Annotated in this window: 14 protein-coding genes and 1 pseudogene; 12 read left to right on the plus strand and 3 right to left on the minus strand. The window is 37.0% G+C overall.

Annotated elements, in window-relative coordinates; genetic code table 11:
- The first annotated feature begins 149 nt into the window (after positions 1-149).
- The 3 genes from QNH20_RS11900 to QNH20_RS11910 all read left to right on the plus strand — a co-directional run bounded on the left by QNH20_RS11900 (position 150) and on the right by QNH20_RS11910 (position 2,992).
- Positions 150-350 (plus strand): cold-shock protein, encoded by a 201-nt coding sequence (locus QNH20_RS11900; RefSeq protein ID WP_024027764.1) that lies wholly within the window; start codon positions 150-152, stop codon positions 348-350.
- 288 nt (positions 351-638) lie between these two features.
- Positions 639-1,460 carry a hypothetical protein gene (locus tag QNH20_RS11905; protein WP_283923092.1) on the plus strand — a complete coding sequence of 274 codons (822 nt, stop codon included), beginning with the start codon at positions 639-641 and terminating at the stop codon, positions 1,458-1,460.
- A 161-nt stretch (positions 1,461-1,621) separates the two neighbouring features.
- Complete coding sequence (locus QNH20_RS11910; protein ID WP_283923093.1) at positions 1,622-2,992, plus strand: MATE family efflux transporter; 1,371 nt, start codon at positions 1,622-1,624, stop codon at positions 2,990-2,992.
- 116 nt (positions 2,993-3,108) lie between these two features.
- Here the strand turns inward: QNH20_RS11910 and QNH20_RS11915 are convergent, their stop codons facing one another.
- Together QNH20_RS11915 and QNH20_RS11920 are read right to left on the minus strand one after the other, a co-directional pair.
- Positions 3,109-3,303 (minus strand): hypothetical protein, encoded by a 195-nt coding sequence (locus QNH20_RS11915; protein WP_283923094.1) that lies wholly within the window; start codon positions 3,301-3,303, stop codon positions 3,109-3,111.
- Positions 3,304-3,413: 110 nt separating this feature from the next.
- Positions 3,414-3,611, minus strand: coding sequence for a hypothetical protein (locus QNH20_RS11920; protein WP_283923095.1), 198 nt, complete (start codon positions 3,609-3,611; stop codon positions 3,414-3,416).
- A gap of 414 nt (positions 3,612-4,025) precedes the next feature.
- On the opposite strand from QNH20_RS11920, the gene QNH20_RS11925 reads away from it, so the two are divergent.
- The 7 genes and pseudogenes from QNH20_RS11925 to QNH20_RS11950 all read left to right on the plus strand — a co-directional run bounded on the left by QNH20_RS11925 (position 4,026) and on the right by QNH20_RS11950 (position 8,291).
- Positions 4,026-4,637, plus strand: coding sequence for a TetR/AcrR family transcriptional regulator (locus QNH20_RS11925; RefSeq protein ID WP_283923096.1), 612 nt, complete (start codon positions 4,026-4,028; stop codon positions 4,635-4,637).
- A gap of 185 nt (positions 4,638-4,822) precedes the next feature.
- Positions 4,823-4,963, plus strand: coding sequence for a YrzI family small protein (locus QNH20_RS11930; RefSeq protein WP_283923097.1), 141 nt, complete (start codon positions 4,823-4,825; stop codon positions 4,961-4,963).
- A gap of 105 nt (positions 4,964-5,068) precedes the next feature.
- A complete protein-coding gene (locus tag QNH20_RS11935) occupies positions 5,069-5,764 on the plus strand; it encodes a sigma-70 family RNA polymerase sigma factor (RefSeq protein WP_283923098.1) in 696 nt (231 codons plus the stop codon).
- A gap of 26 nt (positions 5,765-5,790) precedes the next feature.
- Complete coding sequence (clpP, locus tag QNH20_RS11940; protein ID WP_283923099.1) at positions 5,791-6,372, plus strand: ATP-dependent Clp endopeptidase proteolytic subunit ClpP; 582 nt, start codon at positions 5,791-5,793, stop codon at positions 6,370-6,372.
- 472 nt (positions 6,373-6,844) lie between these two features.
- Positions 6,845-7,159 (plus strand): annotated as a pseudogene (locus QNH20_RS26950) (twin-arginine translocase subunit TatC).
- Positions 7,147-7,569 carry a twin-arginine translocase subunit TatC gene (gene tatC / locus QNH20_RS26955; protein WP_349632718.1) on the plus strand — a complete coding sequence of 141 codons (423 nt, stop codon included), beginning with the start codon at positions 7,147-7,149 and terminating at the stop codon, positions 7,567-7,569. The pseudogene QNH20_RS26950 and the gene tatC overlap by 13 nt, the downstream one beginning before the upstream one ends.
- Before the next feature lie 242 nt (positions 7,570-7,811).
- Entirely contained in the window at positions 7,812-8,291 is a 480-nt protein-coding gene (locus QNH20_RS11950) for an HIT family protein (protein ID WP_283923100.1), read from the plus strand.
- 44 nt (positions 8,292-8,335) lie between these two features.
- Here QNH20_RS11950 and QNH20_RS11955 read toward each other — a convergent pair whose 3' ends face one another.
- Positions 8,336-9,442 carry an AbrB family transcriptional regulator gene (locus tag QNH20_RS11955; protein ID WP_349632709.1) on the minus strand — a complete coding sequence of 369 codons (1,107 nt, stop codon included), beginning with the start codon at positions 9,440-9,442 and terminating at the stop codon, positions 8,336-8,338.
- A gap of 511 nt (positions 9,443-9,953) precedes the next feature.
- On the opposite strand from QNH20_RS11955, the gene QNH20_RS11960 reads away from it, so the two are divergent.
- Complete coding sequence (locus QNH20_RS11960) at positions 9,954-10,160, plus strand: Fur-regulated basic protein FbpA (protein WP_283923101.1); 207 nt, start codon at positions 9,954-9,956, stop codon at positions 10,158-10,160.
- Between the two features lie 861 nt (positions 10,161-11,021).
- A complete protein-coding gene (locus tag QNH20_RS11965) occupies positions 11,022-21,950 on the plus strand; it encodes a non-ribosomal peptide synthetase (RefSeq protein ID WP_283923102.1) in 10,929 nt (3,642 codons plus the stop codon).
- Positions 21,951-22,074 lie beyond the last annotated feature (124 nt).

Genomic DNA, 22,074 nt, shown 5'->3' on the forward strand with positions numbered 1-22,074 from the left:
TGCTTTATCTTATTGTTTCTGTTATACTTAAGAAGAATTATTTTTGTGAGTCGGCAAGAACGTTAAAGTGATTACTGCTTTCTGTCTTGAAGATTTGAGCAAGGATAGTAACACATTGTGTGCGGTGCACACAGCAGGAGGAAACACACATGGAACAAGGTAAAGTAAAATGGTTTAATGCAGAAAAAGGTTTTGGATTCATCGAACGCGAAGCTGGAGATGACGTATTCGTACACTTCTCAGCAATCCAAGGCGAAGGCTTCAAATCTTTAGACGAAGGCCAAGCAGTTACTTTTGACGTAGAACAAGGTCAACGCGGACCACAAGCTTCTAACGTTCGTAAAGCATAATATTAGCTAACAAAAAAAAGACTCTCTCGCAGAGTCTTTTTTTATGCTCAAAAAACGGCTAAACTGATTCGGTTTTTGCAACGTTCCGCACCTTGTTCAATAGAAAAGCTCAACAAATGAGCATGGAACATGAACCAATAAACCAATTGGGGCTTCTTTTTTTCATAGATAAAATCAACCCCTCGGAGCTTCTTGCTGTATAGGATAGGATTGCTTTGATGAAAATTATCATTCTTTACATGAAATGATATAATCAAATAAACATACATAGAGGAAGGAAGTGTAGGAATGGTGATCCCAAGGGCTCAAATAGATAAAACTGATTTGACGCAATATATTCCGCCAAAAGGGGACTTCGAAGTTTTTCGTGATGACGACCATTATAAAGAAAAGCTTAAGGAGTGGGGACTATCGTCCGCTAAAGAAGCGAAACGGGAATTTTGGTATAAGGATCGAAGCAATCATCGACTTGTTACCATTAAAGGATATGAGGTGTACGGTGGGGGAGTAGAATATAACACCATTGTAATTGAATTTCAAGATGGAAATCTGAGCTGTATCCACCCAGCCTATATAAAAGAAATGCAGCAGTCAAGCTTTGGAAAAGAAAGCCTATTGGCGCTTGAGGATTTAGATAGTACGTCAGGCACAGTGCAAGTTTCAGTAAAGGAAATCGTGCCATCTGAAACTGAAACGGTTAATACAAAAGAATCTCCAAAAAAGGAAAAGGCGGCTAAATCTGCTAAGGAAGCGAAGCCAAAGAAAGAGAAGGCACCAAAGCTTGAGCTTCCTGCGGAAAAAGTTCATTTTACAGCGAAGGTTAAACAGTTCTCACTTGTATACAATCCTTTTAACGAAGAAAATGATGAGGTGGTTGTTTTAGAGAATGTCCAAATTGTCCAGGATAATCCACTAGACCTTGGGTTAGCCTGGTGCAGTCACAGTAAAACTCTGAAAAAATTCGAATTAGTCGCAGGGGATTTGCTTGAATTTGACGGTAAGGTTGCCGCAAAAAAAATGGGTAAAGGAAAGGACGCACCTGAAGAATTCGTAGTAGATACAGCAGTGTTGTATAAAGTTAATAATCCGTCCAAAATTATTAAAAAATAGGACTTCCTCGGAGGTCCTATTTATTTTTATGGGATATAAATCTCCAACCGACGTTGTTACAAAAAGCCTGCACATTAGGGGTTTGAAAATTATTTGAGGTATATTATTCGGAAATCGCGTATAATGAAATCTCGGAGTTATTTTTCAAGGAGAACAGAATTATGAATCAAACATTTACAATTAAAGAAAAAACAAAGCAAATATTTGTCTTGTTAATCCCGATTTTAATCACACAACTTGGTATGTTTTCGATGGTATTTTTCAATACGATCATGTCAGGTAAATATAATTCCTCCGATTTAGCGGGAGTAGCGATCGGCTCATCGATTTGGAGTCCGATTTTTAACGGAATTAGTGGTATTCTTCTTGCAGTCTCGCCGATTGCTGCCCAACGGTTCGGGGAAAAGAAGAGCAACGAGGTTTCCTCTGTTGTGAGGCATGGAATTTACCTTTCCGTTATGATCGCATTCATTGTCATCATTCTTGGATTTTTCTTTTTAGATCCCATCTTAGATAAAATGAAGCTGCCTGCCAGTGTTCAGAAAACGGCCTTTGATTATTTGGCAGGTCTTAGTTATGGACTTCTACCATTATTCATTTTTAACGTGTTAAGATCTTTTATTTATGCATTAGGAAAAACACGTGTGGTTATGGTTATCATGCTCATGTCCTTACCAATCAATTTCTTTTTGAACTATGCGTTCATCTTTGGAAAGTTTGGTTTCCCAGAGCTTGGAGGTGCCGGAGCAGGATATGCTACGTCCATTACGTACTGGGTTATCATGGGGATGACGTTGTTTATCGTAAAAACACAGGATCCATTTTCTTCTTATTCAGTGTTTGCTAATTTGAAGGAATTTTCTTGGGATAAGTGTAAAGAAATTTTAAAAATCGGCATACCGATGGGGCTTTCTACTTTCTTCGAGACAAGTATGTTTGCCGTTGTTATGATCCTGTTGAGTAAGTTTAATGTCACCACGATCGCCGCATATCAATCGGCGTTAAATATCGTTTCATTTTTATACATGATTCCGATTAGTATTTCTACAGCGTTAACTGTTCTAGTCGGTTATGAAGTAGGGGCAAAACGATATAAAGACGCGAAACAGTATAGCTGGTTAGGCGTGTTGCTCGCTATCTTAATTGCCACAGGTACTGGTATATTAGTCGTCGCATTCCGCTACCAGGTTGCTGGTTTATATTCAAATGAAACAGCTGTTATCAGCTTAACAGCAAACTTCTTAATTTTTGCGTTGTTTTTTCAAATATCGGATGCTATCCAGGCAACGGCGCAGGCGGCATTAAGAGGGTATAAAGACGTCAATCTTGCTTTTATCATGACCCTAATCGCATATTGGCTAATCTGTTTACCAGTTGGCTATCTGCTGGCTAATTTCACCAGTCTGGGAGCAAGAGGCTACTGGATCGGATTAACAATCGGATTACTAGCTGCAGGAATAGCCCTATCCATCAGACTCATCTACATCCAAAAACGGAAATTCATCAATATTCAAGTTAAAGAAGTTGTGTAGGTTAGTAATGGTGTCAGGCACCATTACTAACTTTTGAGTAGTGATAATTGAATTACGAATGAAATTAAGAGAATTAGAGAATTAAATAAAAAAAATGTAATGGTGTTTTTCTGCCATTACATTTTTTTTGCTTTATTTTTCTGATTTTTGGTGATCCTTCTAATAATATATATACCTGCAAGCAAAGCTAATAAGTTCAATGAATCTCCGAAATTAATGGTCAAACTGAAATGATTGTTTACTCTGACATCATTTTTACTGTCGTTTGAAGTAGAATTAAACCCCAATTCTTGAACCGCTTCTTTTGCCATAAGTTCACCTCTATAGAAAAATTATTTAAGACCTTCCGCAAAAAAATCCAAACAATTCTACTAAAATACTAAAATAATGACGCCATCCCTTAAAGAATAGCGTCTCGTTGTTAGAATAATTTTTTTTGACCAAACCATTTAGAAAATAGACTTTGGTTTTTATCCGTGATAATTAGTTCGTCCATTATTAATTTTTCACGATTGTTATGAATCCATTTCTGTAGTTCATGTTTATCTTTACAATGCGTATAATATGTTTCCCCACCTTTTCCAAGTGCGTTGACAACATATCTACAAGTGTTTCCCATAATGCCCACCTTTAAAATAATTAGTATTCTATATGAGATTATATCAGGGTTATTAAAATAGTCCATCATTATTTTTCATCAAAATTCTCCAAATATCTTCATACGAAAAAACTCTACTATTTTTAAAAGTAGTCTTCAGCGTTGAAAGGAAACTAAGCGCTTTCAAAATTTGTTACGAAATAATGTCTTCCGACACTCTTTATGCGAATCCTGTACAGATTAAGGATTTCGAATTCTATGTATTATTAGGGAAATATAATATTATTATGTAAACTGAAATCCAATACGAATTCATTTATCCTTACCAGTCCATTTCATTCTAATATATTTGCTTTGGTGTAGAAGATTGATATATGTTTTAATTATACTAAGACTATTCAACCAAATTACTATACTTATAAATGGAGGTAAAAAATGCCGCCAATCGTTTCAGAATCATACAAAGAAAAGAAAAAGAAGGAGATCCTTTCAAGTGCACTGGCATGTTTCGCAAAGAAAGGATTTCAAGCAGCGACCATTGATGACATTGTTGAGCTTTCAGGTATTAGCAAAGGAGCAATTTATAATTATTTTAAAAGTAAAGATGAAATATATTTAGAATTAATGATCACAGATACAGAGGAAACATTTGAAATATTAACAAAAGACCTGTCAGCCTGCCATAGTGCAATTGAAAAAATGAATTATCTATTTGATGTGTACTTATCAGTGGACGTGTCGAGCAATAATTGGCAAGGCAAAACAATCGTGCACAATGAATTTAAACTGTATGCAGCCAGAAATAAGGAATTAATGGAGACATTATCAGCAAGGAGAAATCATTTCTTTATCCAACTTTTTGCAGGGATCATAAAAGAAGGGCAGGAATCAGGGGAGTTCAACCTTGATCTGAATCCGGAGATGATGGCGAACCTTTTTTGGTCGATGATTGATGGAGTATTCTTTCAAACAATTTATAACGATTATCCCTATAAAGAAGTATTAACCGAGATGAAGCAGCTATTTTTGGAAAAAGTGAAAGTGTAGATGACAAGAAGGCAGGCAAAAACAGACCTGCTTTTTTTATGTCGCTTTGATTCAGAAGTGGTTTAACATGCCTAAAAATGGAAAAGTAACCTTTTATTATTGACAATTTTTAAGGATGGAAAATATAATAAAATAAACCGACTGGTCGTTTTAAATTAGTTACCTTTAAAAAAGGGGGGAAGGATATGACAATCAATATTTTATTCTTTACAATCTCGATCAAAAAACGGAAGATAAGTCTTGAAGAAGCCATAAAGGAAGATATGGTTAATAAGCTCTATGAAAAAAATAAAGAAAAACAAATATCAATCCATCGTTTCATGTGATAAATTTTTCAACTAGCATATAATATTTAAAAAAAAGATAATGACCCCGTATCTTTTCATCACTCTCGAAACGTTATTAGGGTAGAGAGTGCAAAAGGAGTGAAAATGATGTCACGCAAGCTTAGCCATTATAGCGGAGAAAGTTCACAACAGGATGATCTGTTGTGGATTGAATATTATCCAAAATTACAGCGATATTGTCGTTTTCTAACGCAAAACTCTTGGGATGGAGACGATATCGCACAGGAGACTTATCTAAAGGCATTAAAATATCACCAGCAGCAAATGAGTTCTGCTTTGTTAAATAAAATCGCCTATCATCATTGGGTGGATCTGCTGCGAAAAAGAAAAAATGAGACGATTGAAGCTGATTTGGACCATCAGATTCATGAATTAACAAATCAACTTGATGATATGACACATGCAGTCGACCTTTTGCTGAAGCAATTTACCCCAAAGCAAGCCGTTATTTTTATGCTAAAAGAGGCGTTTCAATATCAATTGAAAGAAATAGCGGATTTGTTAAACACCACTGAAATGGCTGTGAAAGCTAGTCTTCATCGGGTGAGAAAGCGTCTTGAAAAAGAGGATCAATCCTTTTCAGCCGAGTCCTTTTGGGATGTGGAAGAAAGGGAGCAGCTGTCGGACATTTTTTATGATGCCTTGAAAAATCAAGACCCAACTGACCTGATTGAATTCATTCCTACCATAATAAGCATGAACGAAGTGACTAAGATCCATTCGAAATTACAACCTATTAAAACCTTCTCTCCTACAAGCACTCTCTGTATGGCGGCATAGCCAAAAATGCTTCAAGGAGGATTTAGATGAGTACCATTCCATATGTAATCGAACAATCAAACCGCGGTGAACGTTCCTACGATATTTATTCACGATTATTAAAGGACAGAATTATTATCATCGGGGAAGAAATAAATGACCATACCGCCAATAGTGTGGTAGCCCAGTTATTATTTTTAGCTGCAGACGCTCCTGATAAAGAAATTTCTCTCTATATTAATAGCCCAGGTGGATCAACCTCAGCAGGATTTGCCATTTTCGATACAATGCAATACATTAAGCCGGATATTCGAACGATTTGCACCGGGATGGCTGCCTCATTCGGGGCGATGCTACTGCTGGCGGGCACAAAGGGAAAACGGTACGCTTTGCCAAATAGCGAAATTATGATTCATCAGCCATTGGGCGGCGCAAGAGGGCAGGCAACAGAAATTGAAATTTCCGCCCGAAGAATCTTAAAGCTTAAAGAACATATAAATCAAATCATTTCCGAGCGATCCGGTCAGCCGGTTGATAAGGTGGCAAAAGATACGGATCGGGATTACTTCATGAGCGCTGAGGAAGCAAAAGAGTACGGGATCATCGATGATATTCTTTATCCAAAATGAATCTAAAACGCGAATGTAAATCTGCCAAAGAAAGCAATGCGAGTCAACTTAAATCGCATTGCTTTTTTTATGTATTTTCGGAATTAGAATTTCTTAAACGTAGTTTATTATAAAAATTAATTTTTCCACACTTTTTGCCTATCCTTGTCCGAATGAGACCTAGATTCAGACAGGATCAAGCTTTTATTGCCATGACTTGTCCGAATGAGCCATGTATTCCGACAGGCCCAAGCTTTTATTGCCTTTCCTTGTCCGAATAAGACCTGGATTCAGACAGGCCCAAGCTTTCTCCACCTTGCCCTGTCCGAATAAGACCTACATTGAGACTGAATCCAGAATTAGGATGATACAAAATTTTATTGAAAAAAACATTGATACTATATAATTCATGATGAAAAAAATGAATTTATTCAACTTGTAAACAGAAAGGTGTGAACCTTTGAAAGATAAAGAACTGAATTTAATTGAGCATATGGAGGAGTTACGAAAAAGATTAATCATTTCAGCACTTGGTTTCGTAATATTTCTTATTCTAGCTATGGTTTATGTTAAAAATATTTATCTCTTTTTCATGGGGAATCTTGGTTATTAACTAATGGTTTTAGGGCCTAGTGATATTATTTGGATTTATTTCCACATCGCAACTGTTGTTGCTGTTGCTGGAACCATCCCCGTAGTTGGATGGCAAATATGGTTATTTATTAAACCAGCATTAAAGCCTTTTTTGAAAGGAAGGCTGCATTATCCTATATTCCGGCATTATTTTTCCTTTTTATTGGTGGTTTAGCATTTGGGTACTTTTTTGTATTTCTGAATATTATGAGATTTTTAACGAATATGGGGAATGATCTATTTACAACTTCCTTTACAGCTGAAAAATATTTCGGTTTTTTGTTAGACATGACATTACCCTTTGGAATTGCTTTTGAATTACCGCTTGTCATGATGTTATTGACAACAATTGGCCTAGTAAATCCGTTTCAAATAGTCAAGCTAAGGAAATATTTGTATTTTATCTTGGTAATCATTGCATCAATGATTTCTCCTCCTGAAATACTTTCTCATATTTCAGTAGCAATACCGCTAATTTTGTTATTTGAAATAAGTATTTTATTGTCTAAAATCGTTTTTAAACGAAAGCAAAGACGTGTTAGTGTTGCAGCAATGGGAGTAGATTCAGAACAAGTCACGTACTAAAACATTAATAAAATGATAATTCTTATAAAAGATAGGGGACTCAAATGAGTTCCTTTTTTTGTATATAAATCCAAATATGAATATATTTATAAAAGAAAAAAGGATCTTCTGTTCCGTAATCATTAGCTAACCCAACCAATAATTCAGAAACAGGCCTTTGTTTATTTAATACAGAATGTTTAAAAGCAGGAGATGTCCAATCATATATAGAAGATTCATTTATCCAAATCTAGGAGGCCCTAATGAATACAATGATAAATGATAATTGGAAAAATGATAGGATTGCATCAGCACATCGCGGGGAAAACCCAATGGTATTAGCCAAATTAAAAAGTGGCTTTGCTGTGATCGGAGATACTCAATTTCTTCCGGGCTATTGCCTCCTTTTACCTTTTGAGAAAGTCAGCACATTAAATGATCTTGATTATAAACAAAGAAGTGAGTATCTTCTCGATATGAGTTTAATTGGTGATGTGATCCAAGAAGTGTGTAATCCTAGAAGAATTAACTATTCTATTTATGGAAACACAGATGTATTTTTGCATGCCCATATATTTCCTCGCTATGATTGGGAAGCGGATGAAAGAAAACCGATGCCTGTTTGGCAGTATTCCAGTGAGATGTGGTGTGATGCCCAATTTCATTATTCAGAGGAGAAACATGGAAAATTAAAAGAAAAACTCAGTCAAAAACTTCAACAATTAATTAAAAATGCCTATTAAGGTTTACTTAATCTGTTTCAGAAAACAAATCGAGGAAAGCGGAATCAAGCTGCATTCCTCGATTTTCTATTTCTAGCTTTAAAAAACAATCTTAGGAGCGGCGGTATAGCAAAATAGATAAAAAAGAGCCGGAATAATTGGTATCCAGTTACCATGGATAAATCGGCGTGGACTTCGTGGGCAAGAATGGCCATCTGATCCATTCCGCCGGGTGCCAAGCTTAATAAACTTGTGGAAGGTGTTATATCATAAAAATGAACAAGCAACAAGCCTAAACCCGTAGAGCCCACAATCATGAGCAAACCACTAAGCAGTGCTAGGGTAATTATTTTTGCCTTATGCTCCAGTTTTTCGGGCTTCAATAATAAACCGATGTACCCGCCAATCATAAATTGGGATACATCCAAAATCGGAGTCGTAAGTGCGGGTCCCTGCAGCCCTGAAATCGTGGCAACCGCTGTTCCTAGGATTGGACCTAAAATAAACGGTGTAGGAAATTTCAATTTCTTAGCAAGAAAAGCACAAACCACACAAATTAAGGTAAACAAAATGATATTGGGAAAAAGAGGAACAGTGTCTTGTACCGTCTTTTCTGCTAAATCCAAAGCAGTATGAGTAGGTGGATGGTTAAAAAACGGTCCCAAAATGAGAAATGGGACGAAGAAAATAATCATTATTAATCTGGCCACTTGCAAGAACGTAACCGTGGTAATATCGATGCCTTTCATTTCTTCTGCAAAAATGATCATTTGCGATAGTCCTCCAGGAATGCTGCCAGTAAGTACAGTTGGATAATCCACTCCCGTAAGTTTGGAAACAACAAAGGCAATTCCAGCACAAAAACAAACTAATAAAACGGTCATTAACAGCATGGAAGGGAGTTTCGCCATGATTTGCAGAAGAGCCTCTTTCGTGAAAGACAAACCGATCGAATACCCAACAATAATCAATCCTGTATCTCGAATGTATGACGGCCAATAATATTGAAACTTTCCAAATTTGGAACCAATTAAAACAGCCGCCATTGGTCCAAGCAACCATGGAATCGGTGTATGAATCATGGAAAAAACAAGACCACCGATAAAGGCAGATAAAACGGTTATTGAAAAACGAAGCACCTTGCTGTCATGTTTTTTTGAAAGATCAATCAAGGAAAACCCTTCTATCTATAAAAATTTTTTACCCTCGCCCCTTTATTAAAGAGACTAGATATTTATGAAATTCAGCATCTATACAACTTTCCCTCAATAAATTCCCAGAGGTAGTCTAAACGTTTATGTACTATCATTCTATTATTTTATCATTTGGTTTAGTAAAAATTAAAGTACTGTTGCTCGAGGAAAAAACAAAGGTGGGAGGACCTTATTAATTGGACAAAGTGAACATTATGGCTATTCGCAATTAGTGACTTCCGGTGTGTGGATGGCAAGGGTGATGTTATCAGATTTTTCATTACCATAAGTCAATACCTTCCGCCAACCTATGCAGCTTAAGGGTATGAAATTTTTCCAAAATACATCAGACGATTACCCCAGTTTTTTTCATTCATTAAAAAATGTTAACAATTCCATTAAATGAATGTGATTTATGGGTATTTCGACAAAATTTGGGGTAAATCCTATCTATAATGCCTTTAAGTCTAATGGGTGGAGGGTTCAATTGATGAATCAAATACAACAAAATGAGCTTCAGCAAAAAAGACATCTATTAATTGATGAGCTCATAAAATCAGGGATTTATAAAATAAATAACAAGCACCTTTATGAATGGACTTTAAGCGAATTAGAGGAAGAATTTAAAGATATTGAAAAACAATTGGAAGGCGAGGAACAAACTCCGATTTCCTTGGATTCCTTCTTAAATACTTAGTACACGGAAAATTAATTATTCTAAGGAACCATCTCGTTTGTCTCAACAAAAAAGGCCGCCTAAATTGGCAGCCGAATCATAAAGGAAATCACCCTTAGAAGTTTGCTAGGGTTACTCATCGGTCATAGTGCTGGTCCTAATAAGGATGCCGGTTTAGTTTATCGAGCCCTAAATTGCCAAGGCTGAATAGTAGAGAATGTCCCCACTTTATCGATTTTAGCCGCCGGATCAGCCATTTCCATCCATATCCATTGTTGTTACTAGACCCATTGATTTCGTTTCTTAAAATTATGGTAAGAAATTATCTGTTTTTTGGTAAGGAGCATTTTGATGTATGGCTAGTTACTACAAGTGGTAATAAGTGAACACCGCTCAAAAGTGAATTTGTCTATTCTAAATACTCTAGTCATGTGGAATGCTGTGCGTTGTTAACTAAGGAATAGTACTCGGATACCACATTTACCTAGAAAAACACTATAGAAGTTCAAGCATCAATTCAACTTGAGCTTCTATTTTTCTTATACTGACGATATTAGGTTCATATTGGGATGTAGCTCGTAGGGGCATTGTAGTTTTATGTCGTTTAATTACTAAAATAGAAGGATTTTGAAAATTTGTGTTGAATTAATGTAAATGCATTTTTTTACCAAGCGTTTATTAATGAGTAAAGATGGGAGGTGGACAAAATAAGGATAAGATGGGATAAACGGGCTATCGAGCTAATAGCACCATTGAGCAACTGGTATGAAGAAGTGAAATATACTCTATAAAATATGCTATTGTGTGCATATTTTATAGAAATAGGCAGAATAAAGATTATCTGTATGTTGAAATAAAATGTATGGGATGGGTGAAACATCAGTGAAAAGATTTTTAAGTGAAGGTATTACTTTAGGAAGTTACATTGAGAATAGTACAGAGATAGAGTTCTCTCCAGGAAGTATGAATTTTACGATTAATACTTCGCTTACAAACAGAATTAAAGCAATTGCCGAAAAAGATAAGAATTCAGTGAACACCCTTTTGTTTACTGCATTTACAATTTTATTGTTTAAGTATACCCGTGAAGAAGAAAATATTATTGAAAATATAGTTTCAACTGAGAATACTAGTAATCAATACAGATATGCTTTTATTAAGAATGCGATAAATGAAAATGGAACTTATAGAAGTGCAAGTGAGGAAGCAAACGTTCAGTTTTCTGAATTTTCGGGTCGTTTTAATAAAGCAGACAATTATCACAATGTTATCTTTGATACTGTGACTATGCTGAAGGAAATTCCTTTGTTAAAAGAACTTAAGTTTGGTATTTGGATTAGATTTAGTGAAATTTCGCAAGGTATAAATGGGAGAATCGAATTTAACGAAAGCCTTTTCGATAACAATGAAATTGAAAAATTTTATGAACATTTTATCAATATATTAAAAGTAGTAACAGAAAATCCGGAAATTAAACTGTGCGAAATAGACATGCTTTCAGATGTAGAAAAGAAGAAGATTTTAGTAGATTTCAATGACACCAAGGCAGAATTTCCCAAAGATAAAACAATATCTGCGTTATTTGAGGAGCAAGTTGAAAGGACACCGGATAACATAGCAGTAGTTTATGAAGATAAGAAATTAACCTATAGAGAACTGAATGAGAAAGCGAATCAATTTGCAAGGGTGCTGCGGTATAAAGGTGTAGAGCCGGACAGCATTGTAGGAATAATGGCAGAGCCATCGATAGAAATGCTGATCGGAATAATGGCAACGCTAAAAGCGGGTGGAGGATACCTGCCTATAGACACCAATTATCCTAAGGAAAGGATACATTATATGCTTGAAGACAGCAGAACAAGCATATTACTTGCACAAAAGGATTTGTTGGAAATAGATTTTAGGGGAGAAATAATCGACCTGAACAATGAAGAAGAATATTCAACGGAAGGAGATAATCTACAAAGTGTAAATAGCTCAAATGCATTAGCCTATGTGATATATACCTCCGGATCTACAGGAAAGCCTAAGGGAGTTATGGTAGAACATACTAGCTTAGTAAATTTGTGCTTTTGGCATAACAATTATTATGAAGTAGATGAATCTGATAAAGCAGCAAAATACGCAGGAGTCGGGTTTGATGCTTCTGTATGGGAGATATTCCCGTATCTTATATCTGGTGCTTCCATACATATCATCAGTGACGAATTGAAACTTGATGTCAATAAGTTAAATAGATACTTTGAGGAGAACGAAATATCAATAGGCTTCATGCCGACTCAAGTTTTTGAACAATTTATAAGATTGGAAAATAATTCGTTACGGAGATTATTAACGGGAGCTGATACGCTCAGATATACAGAGAATAAGAACTATGGGATATACAATAACTATGGCCCGACAGAGTATACTGTTGTATCGACAAGCTTTAAGATAGATCAGGAATATGAAAATATACCAATTGGAAGACCAATTAGTAACACAAAGATATATATTGTTGATAAAAATAATAATCTTCAGCCAATAGGCGTTCCAGGAGAGATATGTTTATCAGGTAGCGGTATTTCAAGGGGATATTTAAATAATGAAGATTTAAGTAAGGAAAAATTCATAGAAAATCCTTTTGAATCAGGCACATATATATATAAAACAGGAGATTTAGGAAGATGGCTGACCGATGGAAACATAGAATTCCTGGGCAGGATAGATAGCCAGGTAAAAATAAGGGGCTATAGAATCGAGCTTGGAGAAATCGAAAGTCAGTTACTGAAATATGAAGGAATTAAGCAGGCAGTTGTGCTGGATAAACAGGATGGACAAGGAAATAAGTACTTATGTGCCTATATTGTATCCGAAGAAGAGATAACAGTACCAGAGTTAAGGAAAAACCTGTCTCAAAGCTTACCGAACTATATGATACCGACATATTTTATGCAAATAGAAAAAATGCCTGTAACACCCAATGGCAAGATAAATAGAAGGGCACTGCCAGATCGGGACGGAGAAATCGATACAGGAGTGGAATATATCGCTCCAAGAAATGAAGTAGAAGAAAAGCTTGTGAAAATATGGAATGAAGTATTAGAAGTAGACAGGATCGGAATAAATGATGACTTCTTCACTTTAGGAGGACATTCATTAAAGGCTATAAAAATTGTGTTAATGCTACAAAGAGAGCTAAATGCTGATATATCTGTAGGTGAAATATTTAGCCATCTGACTGTAAGAGAGTTGGGAGAATATATAGGGAAAACGAAAGAAGCTGTATATTCACCCATAGAAATTGTAGAAGAAAAGGAACTGTATGAAGTATCCTCGGCTCAAAAAAGAATGTTTGCCCTACATCAGTTTTCAAAACAGGAGACCAATTATAATCTACCCTTCGTATTGCTTTTAGAAGGCGGGCTGGAAAGAAATAAAGTTGAAGAAGCCTTGAGAAAGCTTGTCCAAAGACATGAAGCCTTCAGAACTTCCTTTGAATTGGAAGCTGGAGAAATCATGCAGAGAATCCATCAAACTGTTGAATATAAGGTGGAATACGAAGAAATAAACACAGATTCAGAAGAAATAATTAAGTGTGAAGTAGAGAAATTCGTAAAACCCTTTGATTTATCAAAAGCGCCCCTTTTAAGGGTGAAGCTTATTAGGCTTGCAGCAGAGAAGCATATCTTAATTTTTGATATGCACCACATCATATCAGACGGTACTTCCATGGGTATTTTTATGGAGGAATTCACAAAGCTGTATAAAGGTGAAAGCTTAGAAGAGCTAAGCGTACAGTATAAGGATTATTCTGCCTGGGAAAATAAAATGCTGGAATCCGAGGCAATGAAAAAACATGAAAAATATTGGACAGAGATATTCAGTGATGGCATACCAGTACTAGATTTACCAATGGATTATCAAAGGCCAGCTCTTCAAAGCTTTGAAGGGGACAGTATCGGCTTTAGACTAGACAAGAGACTAACAGAAAAGCTGAAGAAAGTAGGTAAGGATAACGGAGCAACCTTGTACATGACTTTATTATCTACCTACAATATATTGTTAGCCAAATACAGTGGACAGGAAGATGTAGTCGTGGGTTCAGCGACAGCAGGCAGATCCCATGATGATTTGCAGGGAGTAGTGGGTATGTTTGTAAATACCTTGGCTATGAGAAACTATCCTGTAGGAAAGAAAAGTTTTGCTGAATTTCTAGGAGAAGTAAAGAAAAATGCATTACGTGCATATGAAAATCAGAATTATCCGTTTGATAGATTGGTGGAAGCACTAAATCTAAGAAAAGATGTAAGCAGGAATCCGTTGTTTGATACGATGCTTGTGCTACAGAATACGGATACGAAAGAAATTGAACTTGAAAATATAAGCATAAGAGAATATGCGTATAAAGGTAAAGTATCCAAGTTTGATATGACTTTGGAAGCAGAAGAAGTAGGGGAAGAAATAAAATTTAATTTAGAATATTGCACCAAGCTATTTAAGAGAGAAACCATAGAAAGAGCAATTCAACATTATATCAACATAATAAAGGTAGTAACAGAGAATCCGGAAATAAAATTATGTGAAATAGACATGCTTGCAGAGGAAGAGAGACATAAGCTACTGCATGAATTCAATGACACCTTTGCAGAATATCCAAGGAGCAAATCTATTCATGAGTTGTTTGAGGAGCAAGTTGAAAGGACACCGGATAATGTAGCAATAGTATATGAAGATAAGGAACTTACTTACAGGGAGCTAAACAGCAAGGCGAATCAGGTTGCAAGAACTTTGAGAAATGAGGGAATAGAGGAGAATAAGACAGTAGGTATTTTAATTTCCAGATCTGCTGAACTTCTCATAGGTATACTTGGAGTGTTGAAGGCCGGAGGAACATATCTGCCTATAGATACGCAATACCCAACAGATAGAATTGAATATATGCTACAGGATAGCGGTGCAGGCATTTTGTTGACACAGGAAAGCTACAGTAAGCAGACGGAAGGATTGGGTATAAAAGTAGTAGGGATAGAAAAAACTCTGGAAACGTCCGAAGAATCCGTAGGTAATTTGAATCTCAAGTATCGTTCGGATAGACAGATGTACCTTATCTATACCTCAGGTTCTACTGGGAACCCAAAGGGAGCCACGGTAAGAGCCGATTCTTTTACTAACCTTATGAACTGGTTTACAAGGGATTTTGAAATAAATGAAAGCGACAACATCCTCTTAATAGCACCTGTAGGTTTCGATTTAGCTCAAAAGAATCTTTACGCGTCCCTCATAAAAGGGGGGAGGCTGATCGTGCTTCCAGAAAAGATTTACAGCTATAAAAATGTTCTTACACTGATGGACGAGCAAAAAATCACGATCGTGAATTGTACTCCTAGTGCATTTCAGTTAGTCGTTGATACATCATCAGACTATCATGAATTAAGGCATTTGAAGTGGGTATTTTTAGGCGGTGAACCAATAAACATCCCTAAATTGTTAAGCTGGATAGATACACCATACTATCACGCGGAGATAGTAAACACCTATGGCCCGACAGAGTGTACGGATATAGCGACATACTACAGAATACCGAATGAACAGATAAAAAATATAGAAGTAGTACCGATAGGTAAACCAATTGATAACGTAAAGCTGTATATTGTCAATAAAGATTATCAGTTGCTTACAGTTGGACAACCAGGAGAACTGTGTATAGCTGGTGATAGTTTAGGTACAGGGTATATAAACAAACCGGAGTTGACAGCTGAGAGGTTTGTGCCTAACCCCTTTGTACCGGGAACAAGAATGTACAGAACAGGAGATCTGGCAAGATGGCTGCCTGATGGCAACGTAGAATACCTGGGGAGGATAGATCACCAGGTAAAGATACGGGGCTTCAGGATCGAACTGGGAGAGATAGAAAACCAGCTGCTTTGCTATCCAAACGTAAAGGAAGCAGTAGTAGTAGCAAGAGGAGAAGGCGGAAGCAAGTACCTATGTGCCTACATAGTAGGAGACAAAGAACTAACGGTAGGCGAGCTAAGAGAATATTTATCGAAGGTATTGCCGGACTACATGATACCGCCATACTTTGTACAATTAGACAGATTTCCGTTGACACCAAACGGTAAGGTTGACAGGAATGCGTTACCCGAACCTGATGGAAGCATGGAAAAAGGGACAGAATATGAAGCACCAAGAAACGAAATAGAAGAGAAATTGGCGAAGGTATGGCAGGAAGTGCTTGGGGTAGAGAAAGTGGGAATAAATGACAACTTCTTTATCTTGGGAGGACATTCATTAAAGGCCATAAAAATGGCAGCAATTGTACAAAGAGACTTACTGGCTGAAATATCTGTAGATGAAACATTTAAAAACCCAACGGTAAGAGAGCTGGCAGAATATATAGGAAATACCAAGGAAGCTGAATATTCACCGATAGAAGCTGTAGAAGAGAGGGAACTCTATGAGGTATCCTCGTCTCAAAAGAGATTGTTTGCCTTACATCAGTTCTCGAAGGAAGAAATCAGTTACAATATCCCGTATGTATTGGTTTTCGAAGGCAAACTGGATAAAGATAAGCTATCGGAAAGCTTTGCCAAGCTTGTGCAAAGACATGAATCCTTCAGAACCTGCTTTGAAGTGGAAGATGGAGAAATAAAGCAGAAAATTCATGAAGCTGTTGAATTTAGAGTGGAGTACGAAGAGAGAAACACAGACTCTGAAGAGATGGTCACCTCTGAGGCGGAAAAATTCGTAAAACCTTTTGATTTAGCAAAAGCTCCCCTGCTAAGGGTGAAGCTTATTAAGCTTGCAACAGAGAAGCATGTTGTAATGATTGATATGCATCACATCATATCTGACGGTACTTCCATGGGCATTATTTTGGAGGAATTCACGAAGCTGTATAAAGGTGATGATTTAGAAGAGCTGAAAGTACAGTATAAGGATTATTCTGCCTGGGAACATAAAATGATAGAATCCGAGGCTATGAAAAAACAAGAAGAATATTGGATAAAGATATTCAGCGATGAAATACCTGTATTGAATTTGCCAATTGATTATCCGAGACCGAGTTTTCAGAGTTTTGAAGGGGATAGCATAGGATTCAGTCTGGACAAGCATGTAACAGAAAAGCTAAAGAACATATGCAAGACTAAGGAAGTAACCTTGTATATGACGTTACTGTCAGCCTACAATGTATTGCTTTCAAAGTATAGCGGACAAGAAGATATCGTAGTAGGTTCACCGATATCGGGTAGACCGCATGCTGATCTGCAACATATGGTAGGAATGTTCGTAAACACTCTTGCCATGAGAAACTATCCTGGAAGAACGAAAACTTTTGCTGGATTTCTACAGGAAGTAAAGAAAAATGCCTTATGCGCATATGAAAATCAAAATTATCAATTTGATCGATTGGTGGAAAATCTAAATCTACGAAAAGATTTAAGTAGAAATCCATTATTTGACACGATGTTTGTGCTACAGAATACGGATGCTAAAGAAATTGAGCTTGATGAGTCAAGAATTAAACAGCTTCAATTTGAAAGAGGCGTTTCCAAGTTTGATATAACATTAGGAGCAGAAGAAAAAGGGGAGGAAATACGCTTTGAGTTAGAGTATTGTACCAAGCTGTTTAAGAGAGAAACCATAGAACGAATGATTAAGCATTTTAAGAATATAGTAAAGGCAGTAACAGAGAATCCGGAAATACAGCTATGCAAAATAGAGATGCTTTCAGAGGAAGAGAAGAAGGAAATAGTAGTCGATTTCAATAACACGAAAACACAATATCCCATGGATAAAACCATCTGCGAAGTCTTTGAGGAACAAGTAAAAAAGACACCGGACAATATAGCAGTAGTATATGAAGATAGGAAATTAACCTATAGGGAACTAAATGAGAAAGCAAATCAATTGGCAGGAGTGTTAAGAGGTAAAGGTGTAAAGGCAGACACAATCGTCGGAATAATGGTGGATAGATCAGTTGAGATGATGGTTGGAATCATGGGAATAATAAAGGCTGGGGGAGCCTATTTGCCAATTTCTCCGGAATATCCGAATGACAGGATAAAATATATGCTGGAGGATAGTAAAACTACCCTGTTGCTGACACAAAAACATCTGGTGCATACGATACAGTTTGATGGAATTGAATTAGATTTAGAAGACGAACAACTATATCAAGGCAATAAAACTAATTTAGAAATAGTAAACAATCCCAATGATCTTGTCTATGTAATCTATACCTCTGGTTCAACGGGCAAGCCAAAAGGAGTTATGATCCAGCATAGAAACGTTATTAACCTTGTTACAGGGCTAGGTAAAATAATTTATGATCGATATACCGGGCCATTACATGTAGCTTTGGTTGCACAATATGTTTTTGATGCTTCAGTCAAGCAGATATTTGCCAGTTTGTTGAGAGGTGACTGCCTGCATATTATCCCGGAAGAGTACAGAACTATAGGGGAAAAACTTGTAGAATACTACATTGATAACTCAATAGATGTTTCAGATGGAACGCCGTCTCATCTTAAATTGATATTGAGTGATAACAGAGAAAAAATAAAGGATATGACCGTCAAGCATTTTATATTTGGCGGAGAAGAATTAACCGTTAAAACAGTTAAAGACTTATTCACACTTTGCGGTGAGAGAAAGCCTGAGATAACCAATATATACGGGCCAACCGAATGCTGCGTTGACACGACAGCCTTCTTGATTGACCGTGAGCGTCTAGATCTGTTAAACACTATTCCTATTGGTCGTCCGTTAGTCAATTATCGTGTATACGTCTTGGACAAAGATAATAATCTTCAGCCGGTAGGGGTATCAGGAGAACTATGTATAGCAGGGGACGGACTGGCAAGAGGTTATCTCAATAACCCGGAGATGACAGAAGAAAAATTTGTAGCAAATCCATTTGCCCCAGGGGAAAGGATGTATAAGACAGGAGACCTTGTAAAATGGGGGGACGATGGGAACATAGAATTTATAGGCCGTATAGACCATCAGGTAAAAATCAGAGGCTACCGCATTGAAATAGGGGAGATTGAGGCTACGATCAAGAGACACCCTTCAGTTCAAGACTCAGTCGTACTAGTTCGCGAGGATAGCGCGGGTGAAAACAGAATATTTGCGTACATTGTTCCAAAGACAAACAGTGATGAGAAATATAGTGAAGCGGGATTAAAGGAATACGTAAAGAAACAACTTCCCCAATACATGGTTCCGGCTAAATTTGTTCAGCTTGAGTCTATACCGTTGACTACCAATGGTAAGGTTGACCGTTTTGCACTTCCTGAACCTGATATCCTGCAAAGAGATTCGGATGAAGGCTTTATCGCACCAAGGAACAAAGAAGAAATTGAAATGGCTGAAATTTGGGCCAACATACTAGGAATTGAGAAAATAGGCATTGATGACGATTTCTTTGATTTAGGTGGAGATTCTTTTAAAGCCATTAAGCTGGTAAGAAGCATTAGCAACAACTTAGGGGTAATGGAGCTCTTTAAGAATTCAACGGTTCGTGAATTGGTAGCTTATTTATCAAAAGATGTAGCAAATAATAGAACTATGCTGCATGAGCTTACAAAACCTGTTGATGAAAAAAATAAAGTTGTATCACTCATTTGCTTTCCTTACGGGGGAGGTAGCGCGATATCTTATCAACCTTTAGCCAATTCCCTACCGAAGAATTATTCGCTTTATGCTGTTGAGCTTCCAGGCCATGACTACAGTTGCCCCGATGAAGAATTGGTTTCTATTGAGGAGAGCGCAGCTCGTTGCTTAGAGGAAATCATACAAAAGGTTAAGGGGCCTGTAGTTCTTTATGGACATTGTCTGGGTGCCACCATGTCGGTACTTCTTGCTCCTAAACTGGAAGAGGCAGGCATTCAGGTTGATGGGGTTTTTGTTGGGGCTATGTTCCCGACACCACGTATTTCCAATATGTTTTTCAACATGTGGGAGAAAATATTCCCCACTCAGTTGACGGACAAGGGCAATCGAGACATGTTGAAAATGATTGGAGGTTTAAATAGTGAATTTAGTCCTGATGAAACAGAATTTGTTCTTAGGAATTTGAAGCATGATGCAAAGGAATGTGTAAAATGGTATACAAAGCACTATAACAGCAAGAAAAATACGAAATTTAATGCTCCAATCACATGCGTCATTGGAGAGGGCGATAGGGCTACGGAATTTTATCAGGAAAGATATAAGGAATGGGGGCACTTTAGTGAAAATGTGGATTTAAAAACAATCAAGCATGCAGGACATTTTTTCTTTAAAAACCAAGTAGCGGAGCTAGTTGAGATTATTAAAGAGAAGGTTGACGTATGGAAGGAGCGTTCTTCTAAGGTATCTGAAACCAAGAAAACGAATGAAACCAAGAAAACGAATGAAACCAAGAAAACGAATGAAAGCAAAGAAAAAATAGTAAGTTTGAAAGCACTTGCGAAAAAGCAAGTAGTTCCAAGTATGAATTTATTTTTGATGGTTGCCTTAGTGCAGATAATTTCTGAAATAGGCACAATCTTATCTACGTTCGCAACGGGTATATGGATCTTCAATCAAACCCAGGCACTATCGGAATTTGCCATAATGTTTCTCTTGGGAATGCTTCCTACTATTTTGGTTCTTCCGTTTTCAGGTGCCATTGTAGACAGGTTTGACAGACGTGTAATTCTAATTATCAGTGATTTGGTTTTAGCAATATGCTCCTTAAGTTTGCTTATATTGTTATATGGTAATGAGCTTCAAATTTGGCAAGTATATGTATTTACAATCATTACATCTGTTGCAAACTGCTTCAGGCAACCAGCGTATATGGCAGCAATTACGCAGATTACTCCAAAGATGTACCTGCCACAGGCAAATAGTGTTTCTCAATTTTCCGTTGCGATAGGAGGTATACTGGCACCAATCTGCGGTGGCGTATTTATAGATTCTATAAGTTTTGAGGGGCTTGTACTCATTGATTTTGTAACATTCGCAGTTTCCGTGGTAGTTTTGCTCTTTTTGAGATTTCCGGATACCATGTTTACAAGATTAGAGGAACCTATTCGCAAGGAGTTAATGGGTGGCTGGAATTTTATCGTGAAAAGAAAAAGTTTGGTTGCAATGGTTGTATTTTTTGTTGTAGTCAACTTTTTACTGAGTATTTTTCTGGTTACAATGACACCGCTCATCCTTTCCTTCACGAATTCATCAATGTTGGGGATTATTAATGCATTTTCAGGAATTGGAGTTCTCTGCGGAGCTATAGCTATGTTAATAACTGGTGGTATGAGTAAAAGAGCAAAAGGGATGGTTGGTTTTGTAATTCCGTTAGCAATTTCAATTATGATTGCAGGAATACGACCGCTACCTATTTTTGCGGCTATTGCTTTGTTCGGATCCTCTTTGGCTATAACCATTACAAATATTCATTGGCAGTCATTGATACAGGTTAAGGTTGGACTGGAATTGCAAGGACGTGTATTTGCTGTGAACCGTATGCTGGTGGCTCTATTAGCACCGATCAGCTATATTGTCGCAGCTATATTAGCCGATGATGTATTCGCGTCTGTACTGACATCTAGTGTATTTGATTCACCAATCGTAAACATGATTTTAGGCACAGGTGCAGGCCGCGAAATGAGACTTAGTCTGTTAATTGCTGGAGCAGTATTATTTGTCTGGGGCTTAATAGGGATTAGGTATAAACCGTTGAGTGAAATGGATGATATCCTTGAAGATGCAACTCCAGGCGAAATTATTATTAAAGATAAGGATAAATTACAAGAAATAGCCGATGAAAAGATTAAAAGGTATACAATCAGTGGGTAAGTGTGAAGAGTTGCGGGCTGACCTCCCATTATTGGACACATGCGAATGAGAGAATGGGTGCTTACCTAGAGGACGAATCGATCAGAAATAGACCGTTACCATTAGGGCGGTCTATTTCTGATTT

The organism is Neobacillus sp. WH10 (assembly GCF_030123405.1).
Classification (GTDB): Bacteria; Bacillota; Bacilli; order Bacillales; family Cytobacillaceae; genus Neobacillus.

What these genes read in the sequence shown, in the direction of transcription:
- QNH20_RS11900 (WP_024027764.1), top strand. Translation starts at nt 150, where the DNA reads ATGGAACAAGGTAAAGTAAAATGGTTTAATGCAGAAAAAGGTTTTGGA.
- QNH20_RS11905 (WP_283923092.1), top strand. Translation starts at nt 639, where the DNA reads ATGGTGATCCCAAGGGCTCAAATAGATAAAACTGATTTGACGCAATAT.
- QNH20_RS11910 (WP_283923093.1), top strand. Translation starts at nt 1,622, where the DNA reads ATGAATCAAACATTTACAATTAAAGAAAAAACAAAGCAAATATTTGTC.
- QNH20_RS11915 (WP_283923094.1), bottom strand. Translation starts at nt 3,303, where the DNA reads ATGGCAAAAGAAGCGGTTCAAGAATTGGGGTTTAATTCTACTTCAAAC.
- QNH20_RS11920 (WP_283923095.1), bottom strand. Translation starts at nt 3,611, where the DNA reads ATGGGAAACACTTGTAGATATGTTGTCAACGCACTTGGAAAAGGTGGG.
- QNH20_RS11925 (WP_283923096.1), top strand. Translation starts at nt 4,026, where the DNA reads ATGCCGCCAATCGTTTCAGAATCATACAAAGAAAAGAAAAAGAAGGAG.
- QNH20_RS11930 (WP_283923097.1), top strand. Translation starts at nt 4,823, where the DNA reads ATGACAATCAATATTTTATTCTTTACAATCTCGATCAAAAAACGGAAG.
- QNH20_RS11935 (WP_283923098.1), top strand. Translation starts at nt 5,069, where the DNA reads ATGATGTCACGCAAGCTTAGCCATTATAGCGGAGAAAGTTCACAACAG.
- clpP (WP_283923099.1), top strand. Translation starts at nt 5,791, where the DNA reads ATGAGTACCATTCCATATGTAATCGAACAATCAAACCGCGGTGAACGT.
- QNH20_RS11950 (WP_283923100.1), top strand. Translation starts at nt 7,812, where the DNA reads ATGAATACAATGATAAATGATAATTGGAAAAATGATAGGATTGCATCA.
- QNH20_RS11960 (WP_283923101.1), top strand. Translation starts at nt 9,954, where the DNA reads ATGAATCAAATACAACAAAATGAGCTTCAGCAAAAAAGACATCTATTA.